Source organism: Acinetobacter sp. LMB-5, from assembly GCF_001541635.1.
Taxonomy (GTDB): Bacteria; Pseudomonadota; Gammaproteobacteria; order Pseudomonadales; family Moraxellaceae; genus Acinetobacter; species Acinetobacter pittii.
The window spans coordinates 253,440-265,664 of record NZ_LRDR01000007.1; the positions used below are offsets into that span (position 1 = coordinate 253,440).

At 33.5% G+C, this 12,225-nt stretch carries 17 protein-coding genes and 1 tRNA gene; 5 read left to right on the forward strand and 13 right to left on the reverse strand.

What is annotated here, in order from left to right:
- Positions 1-562: 562 nt before the first annotated feature.
- Positions 563-985, reverse strand: a complete 423-nt coding sequence (locus AW165_RS11875) for a hypothetical protein (RefSeq protein ID WP_005076869.1) — start codon at positions 983-985, stop codon at positions 563-565.
- A gap of 90 nt (positions 986-1,075) precedes the next feature.
- On the reverse strand, positions 1,076-1,201 hold the full coding sequence (locus AW165_RS20295; RefSeq protein WP_005076872.1) for a YHYH domain-containing protein: 126 nt from the start codon (positions 1,199-1,201) through the stop codon (positions 1,076-1,078).
- A gap of 154 nt (positions 1,202-1,355) precedes the next feature.
- On the opposite strand from AW165_RS20295, the gene AW165_RS11880 reads away from it, so the two are divergent.
- Entirely contained in the window at positions 1,356-1,859 is a 504-nt protein-coding gene (locus tag AW165_RS11880) for an AAA family ATPase (RefSeq protein WP_060465948.1), read from the forward strand.
- Between the two features lie 254 nt (positions 1,860-2,113).
- On the opposite strand, the gene AW165_RS11885 is transcribed toward AW165_RS11880, so the two are convergent.
- Positions 2,114-2,452 (reverse strand): hypothetical protein, encoded by a 339-nt coding sequence (locus AW165_RS11885; RefSeq protein WP_060465949.1) that lies wholly within the window; start codon positions 2,450-2,452, stop codon positions 2,114-2,116.
- Between the two features lie 283 nt (positions 2,453-2,735).
- Positions 2,736-3,503 carry a class I SAM-dependent methyltransferase gene (locus tag AW165_RS11890; RefSeq protein WP_060465950.1) on the reverse strand — a complete coding sequence of 256 codons (768 nt, stop codon included), beginning with the start codon at positions 3,501-3,503 and terminating at the stop codon, positions 2,736-2,738.
- Between the two features lie 364 nt (positions 3,504-3,867).
- Between AW165_RS11890 and AW165_RS11895 the strand changes: the two genes are divergently transcribed.
- Both AW165_RS11895 and AW165_RS19285 read left to right on the forward strand, forming a co-directional pair.
- The gene (locus AW165_RS11895; RefSeq protein ID WP_031944142.1) at positions 3,868-4,353 is read left to right on the forward strand and encodes an Lrp/AsnC family transcriptional regulator; all 486 of its coding nucleotides are present in this window, start codon (positions 3,868-3,870) and stop codon (positions 4,351-4,353) included.
- A gap of 178 nt (positions 4,354-4,531) precedes the next feature.
- Positions 4,532-4,648 carry a hypothetical protein gene (locus AW165_RS19285; RefSeq protein ID WP_002117441.1) on the forward strand — a complete coding sequence of 39 codons (117 nt, stop codon included), beginning with the start codon at positions 4,532-4,534 and terminating at the stop codon, positions 4,646-4,648.
- Between the two features lie 15 nt (positions 4,649-4,663).
- Here the strand turns inward: AW165_RS19285 and AW165_RS11900 are convergent, their stop codons facing one another.
- The 4 genes from AW165_RS11900 to AW165_RS11915 form a co-directional block, all read right to left on the reverse strand.
- The gene (locus tag AW165_RS11900) at positions 4,664-5,473 is read right to left on the reverse strand and encodes a pyrroline-5-carboxylate reductase family protein (RefSeq protein WP_060465951.1); all 810 of its coding nucleotides are present in this window, start codon (positions 5,471-5,473) and stop codon (positions 4,664-4,666) included.
- Positions 5,474-5,814: 341 nt separating this feature from the next.
- Entirely contained in the window at positions 5,815-6,039 is a 225-nt protein-coding gene (locus tag AW165_RS11905; protein ID WP_002117453.1) for a hypothetical protein, read from the reverse strand.
- 221 nt (positions 6,040-6,260) lie between these two features.
- On the reverse strand, positions 6,261-6,476 hold the full coding sequence (locus AW165_RS11910; protein WP_005070223.1) for a cold-shock protein: 216 nt from the start codon (positions 6,474-6,476) through the stop codon (positions 6,261-6,263).
- Between the two features lie 343 nt (positions 6,477-6,819).
- Positions 6,820-7,752 (reverse strand): lauroyl acyltransferase, encoded by a 933-nt coding sequence (locus tag AW165_RS11915; protein WP_032006555.1) that lies wholly within the window; start codon positions 7,750-7,752, stop codon positions 6,820-6,822.
- 239 nt (positions 7,753-7,991) lie between these two features.
- On the opposite strand from AW165_RS11915, the gene AW165_RS11920 reads away from it, so the two are divergent.
- A complete protein-coding gene (locus tag AW165_RS11920) occupies positions 7,992-8,609 on the forward strand; it encodes a LysE family translocator (protein WP_032003989.1) in 618 nt (205 codons plus the stop codon).
- A gap of 96 nt (positions 8,610-8,705) precedes the next feature.
- Here the strand turns inward: AW165_RS11920 and AW165_RS11925 are convergent, their stop codons facing one another.
- The 3 genes from AW165_RS11925 to AW165_RS11935 form a co-directional block, all read right to left on the reverse strand.
- Positions 8,706-9,251 carry a glycoside hydrolase family 108 protein gene (locus tag AW165_RS11925; protein WP_060465952.1) on the reverse strand — a complete coding sequence of 182 codons (546 nt, stop codon included), beginning with the start codon at positions 9,249-9,251 and terminating at the stop codon, positions 8,706-8,708.
- A gap of 30 nt (positions 9,252-9,281) precedes the next feature.
- Positions 9,282-9,671, reverse strand: coding sequence for a hypothetical protein (locus AW165_RS11930; protein WP_060465953.1), 390 nt, complete (start codon positions 9,669-9,671; stop codon positions 9,282-9,284).
- A 209-nt stretch (positions 9,672-9,880) separates the two neighbouring features.
- Positions 9,881-10,135: a hypothetical protein gene (locus tag AW165_RS11935; RefSeq protein WP_002119927.1), complete on the reverse strand. Its 255-nt coding sequence runs from the start codon at positions 10,133-10,135 to the stop codon at positions 9,881-9,883.
- 673 nt (positions 10,136-10,808) lie between these two features.
- Between AW165_RS11935 and AW165_RS11940 the strand changes: the two genes are divergently transcribed.
- Positions 10,809-11,480, forward strand: coding sequence for an XRE family transcriptional regulator (locus AW165_RS11940; protein ID WP_002119885.1), 672 nt, complete (start codon positions 10,809-10,811; stop codon positions 11,478-11,480).
- Positions 11,481-11,632: 152 nt separating this feature from the next.
- Here the strand turns inward: AW165_RS11940 and AW165_RS11945 are convergent, their stop codons facing one another.
- Complete coding sequence (locus AW165_RS11945) at positions 11,633-11,866, reverse strand: hypothetical protein (RefSeq protein WP_002119938.1); 234 nt, start codon at positions 11,864-11,866, stop codon at positions 11,633-11,635.
- Between the two features lie 175 nt (positions 11,867-12,041).
- A tRNA-Met gene (locus AW165_RS11950) sits at positions 12,042-12,118 on the reverse strand.
- Between the last annotated feature and the right edge of the window lie 107 nt (positions 12,119-12,225).

The following is a 12,225-nucleotide window of genomic DNA, read 5'->3' on the forward strand; positions in this document are numbered from 1 at the left end:
AACAGGCATGCAAAAGCCGCACAAAATGGCGTGCTGACCTATCTCAAGTTTTATAGTTGCTGTGTTTTAGATTCTTAAGGTGTAGAAAACCTCGAGTCGATTGAACCGCTTTATAGATTGCTCGAGTGGTATAAATAGAGAGACTTTGGCAAAAGCCAATAAAGAAGAAATAGTACGCATAGCGGACTCCTTTGGGTATAAAGAAGCTTCACCACATTACTGTCAAATAATGGTGGCGAAACGAGAGAAGGTTGACAGACTGATACCCAAAAGATCAGCACACCCGAAGGTGTCCCCCTCCCGTTCCGCCGCAGAGGGGGCACGCAGGGATGCCCACAAAAAAGAGAGACTTTTTCGTGTGCTTTGGGTATGCGGCCTGTCAAAGCCGACTGGCAATGTGGCCAGCAGGCAAAGGATAATCGGAGGGGTTTTAGGTGTCAATGTGATATTGGCTACAAATAAAGCTTTAAAAACATGAATAAAAAGATTTATTAATACCTTAGAGAATGCTTTTATTTTTTTTAGATCTTAAAATGTAAGTAAAACTTAAAAATGCACTTCGTTATATTAATTCATTAAGACGTTGAATACCGAGTTTTACGCCATAGCTACCTTCACTATCGTTATCAAGCCAACCACCATTAATTAAAGCTGGCACAGTCTTATTTATCACTTTACCAGCTAATAGTTTGGCATCATCCCTACTTAAATAGCCAACTGTTAAACCATTAATTTCAATTTTAACTGCGTTCTTGTCATAAGCATTAAAAGGTTCAGAGACAACTCTAGCCATTACTTCTACATATTTTGACTTTTCTTGCTTAGGCCCAGCAATCTTTCTTAAATTTGCTTGATAGGATTGCTCCCCAACAATATCAACCAAATAGACTATTGATCTTACACCAGTGAGATTTTTCTTCTTATGCTTTTTACTTAATATTAAAAATAAAACCAATAAGCCAAATACTCCCAATATCATTTCCATTCTTTTTCCTCTTATTATTTATAAAAAATATAAAACTAAAGATATTAAAAAGAGTAAACCAGAAATCAGCTTACTCTTTCATACCCTTATTTAATGACAATGATGGTCACCAGTTTTACTATTCGTATGACATCCTTTAGAGTTTGTACCCCCAGAATGAGCATTAACCTGAGTAACTGCTAAACCGATTAGACAAATGAATAAAAGTTTTTTCATGAGTTTATTTCCTTCAAGTCAGAATTATAATTGAGTTTTTATTGTACAAAATAAAATTATTAAGCTTTGATAAAACAGATGAGTGACTTATAAACTTTAGTCTAGTTTCTATTTATAACCATTTTGTTGAAATATCCCTTTAAAAAGATAAACCATGAAAATTTGTATTGTAGGCCCTTCTGGCGCTGGTAAAACAACTATCACTAAGAAATTAGCTGATGAATTAAAGATATCAACTTATGGGTTTGATGAAATCTACTGGAATATAAGTGGAACTGAGTTTGTAAAAAATTCCAAAGAAACGATTTCACAGGGTATTAAAGAAATCATCTTACAAGATAGCTGGATTGTAGAAGGAGCTTACGATAAACGCTTACTTCCATTACTTCTTGAATGCTCTTTAATTTTAAAAATGGAAGTTCCTTTTTATTTAAGAACAATAAGGCTTTTACAACGTTATTTAAAGTCTATAGTTACACGCAAGAAACCCAAAGAAACTCTAAAAAATACATTAGAGTTGATTCAGTTTTCACATAGTTTTGATAAACGTTTAGAAGAATTTCTGAGTAGTAATGCTCAACTCTCTAAAAAGGCTATTCCTTTTAATAACTTTTCAAAAGCTATAAATATTATTCAGACTACTTTTAAAAACAATTAATTCATTTATGAAATCATGATGAAAGAACGGAGGTGGGTTGACAGACCAGTCATCTAGGAACTGGCACGCACTAAGCGTCCCGCCTCCGTTCTTTCGCAGAGAATAATGAGAGCGATTTTAAGTATCAATGTGGTAATGAGTACATTTATTTTCTACTGTAATTAGCAGATTATATTTGGTGATACACCGATAAAATGAATAATTAAATCCATCTTATCGGCTTGCTAGAATCGTTTTTTAAAACCTTATTTTTTTTATTTTTTAATATAGTTTGGAAATTCTTTTAAAACTCTACTACATAATTGACCTTTTGTATCTTCTTTCTTACGTTCTTCAAATTGATTCATGCCGAATCTCATGACTTCTTTACCATATTTATCACCTAATTCATGTTTAGTGCATTTTTCAGCTTCATGAATTAGTGCCTCTGATGAATAATGATAATTACAATCAAGTTGAGCACGGCTTAAGAAACCATGCAGTTCTACTGTTTTCTCGCATTGTGTTTGCCCTACAAGACTTTTAGATTCTTGAGCAGCATAAATTGATGTTCCCACGAATAGAGTGAAAATCGTTACTAAAAAATTACGCATTATTTCCCCGACAAAGTTTTTAAAAGTATTAGTGATAATATTGCGGGCGTATTAAATAATAATTATTTATAAGTGTCTATTAATAATAAAGAAAATTAGATAACCCTTATCTCTTTTGAATACTTAATCACCTTACAAAAATTGTGTGATTAAGTTTTAACAAATAAATGATGTTAATTTTTTTTATAACCACCTTTAATATAATTAGAGTTATTCGAAAAAAGAGTTCTAGTGATATTTAATTCATTTCAAATCTACTAAAACCCTTATTCATGACACCACGTTAAAACCCTAATTTCTTAAAGACAAAATAACCCACATGGCTTTCAAAGCTACCGTCATTTTGAATTTTGAAATATTTCTTCACAAGGTCAGATGAACCTTCCTGCAAATAACGTAAAGTTTTGATTTGATCTTCAGGCGTTTTCATTCGCTTTACCCAACTATCAAAGTCTAACGCAAGCGTTTGTTTATCTAAACCCACCAAGTCAAAGCCTGTATCTTCAATAAAATAGACCCACTCTTTTACACTATAATTTCGTACATGGCTTGGGTCTCGAATAGTTTCGATGGTCTGCAAAAACGTATCTAATATGGGCGAGCTAGAACTAATAATGTCTACAAAAATAACAATACCATCAGGCTTAAGCACACGGTTTACTTCTTTCATGGCAGTCGGAACATGTTGCCAATGATGCGCAGAATATCGGCTAATGACCACATCAAACTGCTGATCACTAAAAGGCATGTCCTCAGCAATGCCCTGCTGCACAAAGATATTTTTTAATTTGCGTTGGCTTGCCGTCTTAGACACGATGTCTAACATTTCATGAGATAAATCGTAAGCAAAAACAAGGTCGGCATGCGGAGCAACATTATAGGAAACATGCCCACCACCACAGCCTAAATCAAGGACTACAGCTTTTTCAATTTTCTGAATTTCATTAATAAATTTATTAAATTCAATACCTTCAGAATGAGCTTGGCTATTTAAATAGTCGAGAGATTTATTTTGATATTGTTTTTGATTTATATCATGCTGGGTGATCATAACCTTGCTCCTCCTTTGTAATGGAATTACATTAAAGGAAAAGTTAGATAAAAAATAATGATTAGTTTTTCTTCAATTGATAAATAAAAGTTATTATTTGATTTGTTTTGATATGTCATGCCAGTTAATAAAAATAGATTTAAAGATTAATAAGAAATCCGCAAAGAGCACTGTTTAGTCACCCTTACTGAAACAGTGCTCTTTGCTCCATCCCAACCTCTATCCAGAAAGGTTCGATGCATAGAAATAGTGTATGTACCTTTGACTCAAAATGTTTCCTGTATTTTTTAAAATTTTTAAACATTCACAGCATAAAAATGAAGTATATTGATTTTTATCAGAAGATTCTTCTTTGGTTTATATTTTGAACAGAACAGAATACACACTAGATCGTATTGATCGGAAAATTTTATCTGCATTACGTGGAAATGGCCGTTTAACCGTTGCTCAACTGGCCGAAGAAGTAGGTCTTTCATCTTCTCCATGCTGGACTCGACTGAAACGTCTGGAAACTTTAAAAATTATTGAAGGATATACGGTAAACGTAAACCAAAAAGCGATTGGCATTCATGAAGTTTTTTTTATTGAAATTACTTTAGAGCGCCACGATGACGAAATGCTAGAAAATTTCAGTGAAGCATTAGCAGATATACCTGAAGTAGTGGAAGCGCATCTCGTCACAGGTGACTATGATTATCTAGTTAAAGTAGCAGTCAAAGATGCTGACCATTACGAACGATTTTTAAGAAAGAAACTTTATTCAATTAAAGGAATACGCCACACCCGTTCGACCTTTGCCCTACGCCCTCTCAAATCTGCAAATACAGCCGATTTAATGCTAATTGAATAAAAAGGTTAAACGCTGACAGTTAAATCTTTAATTTATTGATTTTAAAATATTTATTGAGAAAAACCCTTAAAAATATAACAGATGATAGCTCTGTTATATTTTTTTTAAAAAATTCTGTATCTATGATTACAGCCGTCACTTCTTCAAAATGTAATTAATCTGAATTGGAGGCATCGCCATGAACATTTTGAAGAAAAAAAATAAGGCCAGTTTTGTATTCTTTATTATTACTCTCTACTCGTTTATTGGGTTTGGCTTAGGCTTCGTGATTTGGGAATACTTTTTAAAGGCCTAGTTTGCTAAAGAATAATTAACTCACCTCAGTAATAATTTCTGAAGTGATTTCTTTACTACGATGATATGCGGCCTTCATAGCTAAACGTATATCATCAGATACATTTCCTAGCTCAAACATTCTGAGTGCTGATTCGGTAATCCCGTTAGCCAACGTCACCTTACCACACAGATCCGCTGGCGGGACATTACTTTTACGGACCATTTCAACTGCACCACTAGCCGCTTGGAGTGCTAAATCTAGAGCAAATTGTTTATCGAGCCCTAAAGAAACCCCTGTCTTGATCATGCTATCTAAAATATAGAAAAAGTAAGCTGGTCCCGAACCAGACAAAGCAATAATTGCGTCTGTCTGCGTTTCAGACGGCGCCCAAAAAGTCTGACCCGTTGCAGAGTACAGCATTTCGATTAGGTCTTTATCAAGCTGGTCCATTTGCTCTGAAGCAATAAGCACATGCGTCCCAGTATGCGTCAGCACAGGTGGATTTGAAATTACACGAACAATTTTTTTCGAACCCGTAAAACGAGTCAAGTTTGCAATATCTACTCCCGCCATCATAGAAATTATAATTTTACTAGCTAACCATTTTTTTAGCGGTACAAGTGTCTCTTTTAATTGTTTAGGCTCTAATAGCAAAACAACAATTTCAGCTTTTTTTAGTCCATTTTCTTTTTGCTTCAAAGTATTTGTATCATTAATCTTTTTCTCTTCAATGAGATGTATTTTTTCTTTTTTAAATCCTTTTAAAACCAACCCTCCTATTAAAGCTAAAGCGAGATTACTACTGCCAATAAAACAAATATTAGGTTGTACTGCACTTAACATTTAACATGTTTTCCTTTGTTAAGAGAGGTGTATAACAATAAATATTATCTATAATTTAATTATGTATATTGAATTAATAATAACAGATCGAATAAAGAACCAACTTTAATAAAGTATATTATTAAAGTGATTTTTGTTTTATTTACACAATAAATAAAACAATTTTAGCTTAAGCCTAATGTATTACTATTGTTAGTAAATACCACACAAGAAATGTTAAATTGTGTAACACCACAATAGTATTGTAAAACATTCTATTAATTTCATATAAACAATACCTATTGTTTGCTAAGAAAATCTTTTAAATTAAACAAAGGCACAGAAATGCCTAGTTCAAACAACTAAAGAGTTTCTTTCTTATTCGCTAAAATTCTCTCAGCTTTTCTGATCGCTTGTTGTAAATCAATATCTTCGCACACCCAAAAAGTAAAAATTTTTCCAAATAGGTGAAAATGCTGCTTAACATACTGAGAGCTATTGTCTGAATAGTGCTCTTCTATCTTAAAAACATCATTATGATTTTCTATCTTTTGACCGTCTAAAATACCGCCAATACAAATATCCATTTGAGTACCACACACCTAATTAGTTATATTTTAACAAAAAATTTAGAAGCACTTGTAAGAGCATATTTTTATTCTGCTTTTTATTTTAAAGATAAGTTTAATTAAAACTTATAAAAAACCCACAACATAGAGTGGGTTTTTAAACTCTACTAAAGCGCTTTAGCTTTAAACATATTCTATTTAAATAATATATTCAAAACAACTCTAGTCGCTCTATGAAGTTATGAATTCTGAAGAATCACAATATTAGAAGCTTGTGGGCCTTTTTTACCCTGTACTACAGTAAACTCAACACGTTGGCCTTCTAAGAGAACTTTAAAACCTTGTGTTTGAATATCGGTAAAATGAGCGAAAATATCCTTACCTTCATCAGCCGCAATAAAACCAAAACCTTTAGTTTCATTGAACCATTTTACTGTACCAGTAGAAGTAGACATATATTTATCCTAAATTTTAAAATATTATAACTTATTATTGGGGAAACCAATTTAACTAAAAAATAGACGTGAAAACTTAAATATCTGAATGAACCGAAGACTTATAAATAAAACTGCGAAATAGAAATTTATGATGACAAGAATATTTTGTTAGTTATGCTCGACTATACACGCTTCAAAATCATTTGCAATCGATATTCAAAATAATTAAAGCAAGAAAAATTCTATACTGCTGGTTCTACATCTTTCATCTTGATTTGATTAAAGATCCTTTCAATTAAAAATCTAATATTCTATATTTTAATTGAAAGAAGTACTTTTAATTCTTGAGTTACTGACGCCATTAATAGAATTTCTGTTCACCAGCAGGACGTGTTTTAAAGCGTCGATGAAACCACATGTATTGTGTAGGGGCAATGCGAATTTGGTTTTCAATAATCTTGTTTACCCTTTCAGCGTCACTGACTTCACAGCCACTCGGGAAATTTTCTAATTTAGGTTCTACTAAAACATGATATTGCGGATTACGAATATCACCACTACGGTAAAAATATAAAGGCACGGCTGCTGCTTTTGAGATATCCATTAGTCTGCGATGCGCTGTAACGGTAGCTGCCTGAATACCGAAAAATGATGCCATTACGCCTTGTTTTAAGCCAAAATCCTGATCTGGGCTATACCATATCGCATGCCCATGTTTAAGGTTTTGTATGAGTCCACGCATGTTGTCTCGAGCAATTTGGTTTTTATACACTCGCGCACGACTACGATGAATCAGAAAATCTAAAAACGGATTGTTTTGAGGTCGGTAAACCACGTCCATATTAAAGAATAAAGTACACGCCGCTCCACCTGCATCTAAAAGCGTACTGTGGGTACCTAATAAAAGTACGCCATTTTCCTGATTATTGGTTAAATTTTCTAAACCATCTATGTGAACACGACTTTTAAACCAATTTGGGCAATACCAAGCATTTAGAGCTTCAAATACACCCGTTAAAGTATCAACAAAAACCTGTTTAGCTTTTGCCTCAATTTGCAAAGGTGTTTTTTCTGGAAAACATGCTTGTAAATTACGTAGTGTCGTTTTTCTTCGAGAACTTAAAGATTTCCACGCTATTTTTGATAGAAAATCAGCAAGGCGCCATTGAATAGCCCAAGGTAACATCGCAAATAACATTAGAATAAAAGCTAAAAACCATATACCCCAATATTTAAACGCTAAAAAGGAAAATTGAAACTCGCCAGATTTAAACTGCCGTTCATTTTTCGTCATACTATAGATTTCTTGAGGTATAGACTTAGCATACTAACATGCTCAATTTTTAACGTTGTGTGTTTATGTTGCTTTCACTTTTATAGTTTTATATGCCCTATTTATTTATACAAATCTATATTTTAAATATTTAATCTATTTAAGACTTAAATATACATAACCTTCTGTATACAACGATTATTTTCTCATTTAAAGTAACCGCACAATCTTGCCTCAATTGATAAATAGGATATATCAGCGTGAGCGGTCTTTTAGTATTTATAACAATAGCATTTCTTACCTTATTAAGCCCAGGCCCGGGAGTTTTATTTACTGTCACAAATTCAATTAACTATGGTGTTAAAACTGCTTTGTTTGGAATAAGTGGTTTAATTATTGGTATGTTTGTGATTGCTGTAATTTCTGCCAGCGGTGTAGGACTTATTATTACCAGTAACCCTACTATTTTTACGGTTTTAAAGTTTATTGGTGCATTTTATTTAATGTATCTCGGATATAAAAACTTCACTAAAAAACTTGCAACCCAAGAGTTAATGACCGATCAACAAAAAGATAAAGCTGTAAGTAAATCTAAATTGTTTTATCAGGGCCTATTCGCATCTTTGCTTAATCCTAAAACAATCGTATTTTTTATCGCACTCTTCCCTCAATTTATTGATATCAAGAAAGAGATTTTAAATCAATTTTTAATTCTTTCTTTAACCTTTTGTTTTATTGGTTTTTTAATTCATTTAGTTTACGCAAACTTCTCTTCAATTTTTAAAGAGAAAATGTTAGCTGGAAATAATTTCACGATACTCAATAAAATTAGTGGTGCTATTTTCTTTCTACTTGCCATTTTACTCATCATACAATAAAGCATTGCTCGACCTATTATTTGTTAAAAAGCCTTAACTCATGGTTAGGCTTTTTAACTCATTAGATCTTTAAACATGTTCTCTTCTAATACATTTTTAGAGTGTTACTCTGTTTAATATCCAACCATAAAAGAAATCTTCGTAGTTAGGGTTGTTCTCGGTAATTTCAATATAATGCTGCCCTTGCATAATATTTAAAATGCGCACAAATACTTTTTCTCCCTCTTTACGACGTCTATTTAAGTAGGTCGCCAGTGCTTGCAAAGTTAGAGGTCCGTACTGGCCATCTACCACAAGATTTGGCCAACCTTCCTTCCCCTGCTTATTCAGCAGATTTAAAGCACGTTGTAATAAAGGCTTTGTAAAATTGACGCCACAATTTATAGCTGTATCCAGTAACTCTTCTGCAATAGCTGGGCTAATCGCATTAATCTGGTCAAACTGGGGTTCAAGCCAGTATTTTTGCTTATAAATAGATTTAGCGACGCTTAAGGGCAAGTCTTGCATGTTGCCTTGATATCCGTTCGATCGAGCGACTGCTTCTGTAATGCCAAATTTAGTCGCATGGCCATGATCTGATGAATGGTTAACATACCCGCCTTCACGGCTGATAACTTTTTCTAAGTATTGATCAATATTCATTTTATTCTACCTTTATATTTAAAGCTGTCTTTAGCTATTTTGAAGATCATCTTTTGCTTTTTTTAGGTCTTTGATGACCTCTACAATCGTTTTACCTTCTTGTTTATTGATGAAGTTAAATATCCATCTCACAATAGCCCAGCCCGGTAAACCACATATGAAGAAGAATCCAGATAGGGTGATCATTCCCCAAATATCGGATACCCATTCATGCAGGTTCCATTTCATAATAATGAATGAGCCGCCTGTTAGGCTTGAAACTACGGTACAGATGAGAGCAACAATCCATTCTTGTGGAGAACGACGAAAACGCATCATTAATACAACTGCGACAACTAAGCTGACTGCTAGAGCCACCATAATTGCAATACTATAAAAATTTAAAAATGTGGCTAACCCACTGCTAGAAACTGTTTCCATGACTTTGTCCTGCGCTAAAGGGTAAAACTTGAAAACTCACCACGTTGACCAGCTAGTGGTTTTCAATGTTTATTAATCCCTTCTTTTTCTTTATTACAGTCAATAAAAAACACTAACGCTTTAAAGCAGCGCTAAATTGCAAGACGAACTTATCCTTGACCCCATTTATTTCAGAGGTCCGAGAAAGAATGTTTGTATGCTAAAGCCTGTTAGTGTGCACCGTTTAAGGCTTGTTCAATCAACTCAATCACTGTGATTGCACCAATCGCTTTTTGCATAGAGACTTGATCATCGAATTCGAATGCGTCATCTTCAAGCTCATTTACAATCTGCTTGGCCTCCTCAAGTGCCCTTTTTATTTTTTGTACCTTATATTTGTTTACGTCTTTGGCAATTGTCGGGATATACCCTCCACGTTTTGCATTTTTAAGTTGTTTAGCTCTGTTCTGCATTGCTGTAGTCATTCACTATCTCCAACTCAATGTACTCGTTAGTAAGGCGTCTTTATCGTTTGTTATTCTTGAGGTTTTGATACATTCTTTGAGCAATATAGCTAAGCTATGACTACAAATGTGTGTTCAAAACGTTTCATCTGGTACAACAATCCTAAAGAACCAAACTATATGCAATTAAGCCACTAATTTATAAACAAATATTTCCTTTTCTAAAAATGTAAAAAAGTATTAAATTTTTTGGATTTAAGCTTTTTACACGCCTTAATTTTTTGACCAAAAAGTTCATATAAGGCTTTGCCGTATATCGGAAACTTTTGTTAGGTCTCACAATCTTTGTTAAATTCTTCATGTTCTTGATACCCTTTATCGACGAACATTAAGCCTGATCCACGGAATCGGGCTTTTTTTTATTCCAATTTTTGTTTTGATAGCCTGTTTGCAAATAATAATTGAGCTATCTCCCTTTTATTCTGCTACCTGTAGAAACAAAATAAATTTAGCTTCCATCTCAAAGCTTTGATAAAGCGATAAATAGTGACTTAGGTACCATTTAAATTTTCTCTATTCATCTTGAGATATAACTGATATTATAACTATAGTTATTATTAGTCAATAACTATAGTTGTTTTACTCTATATAACTTAAGTTATATATTTGTTATAAGTTTACTGGTGTAACCATTATGGCTCTTAAAGACCGTTTAAAAGACTCTAGAATTAAAGCCAAAAAAACTCAGGCTGAAGTGGCAGAAGCTGTAAAGATGTCGCAACCTGCCTATCAGGCTTTAGAGTCAGGGAAAAATTTAAAATCCGCATTTCTTCCTTTAATTGCTCAATTTTTAGGAGTGGATGGTTATTGGTTAACGACGGGCAATACTGAAGATTCTTTTAGAGAAAGTGATGTATTTAGCCCGACTGTAGTAAGTGCAGAATCTACCGATCAATATGTCTGGATTGAAGTTGTAGAAGCTAACTTTTCTTGCGGGACAGGTGAATCTATTGAATTTCACTTTGATGCTATTAATGGAAAAATTCCATTCCCTGCTTCATTCTTTAAAGAAAAACGCGTTGCTCAAGAATGCATGCGTATTATTAAAGCTAAAGGCGATAGCATGACCGACTACATTAAAGACGGAGATTTGGTGGGTATTGATATCTCTCAAACAGAAGTCATTGATGGCGAGATTTATGCGGTTTACTTTGCTGGCGAAGGAATGATTAAACAGATTTTTAAAGAGGCAGATGGCTCTTTAATTTTGCATAGCTTAAATGAAAAATTTAGAGACCGACGTGTAACAGAAGAGAACGGTAAAAACTTTAAGGTTATGGGTCGCCAGTTTTGGCGGGCAGGCTAATTTAGTTATTAAATATAATTAAAATAATAATGCACTTATTTTTAATCACTTCAGCCTTTTTATAACTTTAATTATTTATATAACTTATAGACATAAAAAAACCTATCTCCTTTAAAAGAGATAGGTTTTCTCGCTTTATTACCATGGTTTTATCAACAATATGTATTTAAACGATAAAGTTGATTAAACCCGGCATAGAAGCTTTTACCATCTTGGTTTAACTCAATTTCTTCACCAGATTGAAGTTGAATTTTTTTACCAACTTCGACCCAACGATATCCATCGAGAGAGTTTTGTTTACGCACATGAGGAACAATCCTCACATTAATTTCGTTGCCATTTACGGCTGTGGCAATGTGCCACTCATTTACTATATTCACAATCATTCACTCATCACTGAGCTCATGTGATTTTACGGTATGTAATTAGAACGCTAGATTTAGGGTATGGACAGTTCGTCTAGAATTTAATATTTAGCTTTATATAGGGTTATTTATAAGCTAATTGCTTTTCATAATTTTCGTATTATGAAAAGTGGTACATCACAGAGCATAATATTTTTGGATGCGGGAGTCGGATTTGAACCAACGACCTTCGGGTTATGAGCCCGACGAGCTACCAGACTGCTCCACCCCGCAATTGGAAGTAAGCTTTATACGCTCATCTATTTTATAAAGCAAACTTTATTTTTTAATCGGTTGTAATTATTAACAATTCTCTTTTTATTATTTTTTCATTTTAACCA

What these genes read in the sequence shown, in the direction of transcription:
- AW165_RS11875 (WP_005076869.1), bottom strand. Translation starts at nt 985, where the DNA reads ATGGAAATGATATTGGGAGTATTTGGCTTATTGGTTTTATTTTTAATA.
- AW165_RS20295 (WP_005076872.1), bottom strand. Translation starts at nt 1,201, where the DNA reads ATGAAAAAACTTTTATTCATTTGTCTAATCGGTTTAGCAGTTACTCAG.
- AW165_RS11880 (WP_060465948.1), top strand. Translation starts at nt 1,356, where the DNA reads ATGAAAATTTGTATTGTAGGCCCTTCTGGCGCTGGTAAAACAACTATC.
- AW165_RS11885 (WP_060465949.1), bottom strand. Translation starts at nt 2,452, where the DNA reads ATGCGTAATTTTTTAGTAACGATTTTCACTCTATTCGTGGGAACATCA.
- AW165_RS11890 (WP_060465950.1), bottom strand. Translation starts at nt 3,503, where the DNA reads ATGATCACCCAGCATGATATAAATCAAAAACAATATCAAAATAAATCT.
- AW165_RS19285 (WP_002117441.1), top strand. Translation starts at nt 4,532, where the DNA reads ATGAACATTTTGAAGAAAAAAAATAAGGCCAGTTTTGTATTCTTTATT.
- AW165_RS11900 (WP_060465951.1), bottom strand. Translation starts at nt 5,473, where the DNA reads ATGTTAAGTGCAGTACAACCTAATATTTGTTTTATTGGCAGTAGTAAT.
- AW165_RS11905 (WP_002117453.1), bottom strand. Translation starts at nt 6,039, where the DNA reads ATGGATATTTGTATTGGCGGTATTTTAGACGGTCAAAAGATAGAAAAT.
- AW165_RS11910 (WP_005070223.1), bottom strand. Translation starts at nt 6,476, where the DNA reads ATGTCTACTTCTACTGGTACAGTAAAATGGTTCAATGAAACTAAAGGT.
- AW165_RS11915 (WP_032006555.1), bottom strand. Translation starts at nt 7,752, where the DNA reads ATGACGAAAAATGAACGGCAGTTTAAATCTGGCGAGTTTCAATTTTCC.
- AW165_RS11925 (WP_060465952.1), bottom strand. Translation starts at nt 9,251, where the DNA reads ATGAATATTGATCAATACTTAGAAAAAGTTATCAGCCGTGAAGGCGGG.
- AW165_RS11930 (WP_060465953.1), bottom strand. Translation starts at nt 9,671, where the DNA reads ATGGAAACAGTTTCTAGCAGTGGGTTAGCCACATTTTTAAATTTTTAT.
- AW165_RS11935 (WP_002119927.1), bottom strand. Translation starts at nt 10,135, where the DNA reads ATGACTACAGCAATGCAGAACAGAGCTAAACAACTTAAAAATGCAAAA.
- AW165_RS11940 (WP_002119885.1), top strand. Translation starts at nt 10,809, where the DNA reads ATGGCTCTTAAAGACCGTTTAAAAGACTCTAGAATTAAAGCCAAAAAA.
- AW165_RS11945 (WP_002119938.1), bottom strand. Translation starts at nt 11,866, where the DNA reads ATGATTGTGAATATAGTAAATGAGTGGCACATTGCCACAGCCGTAAAT.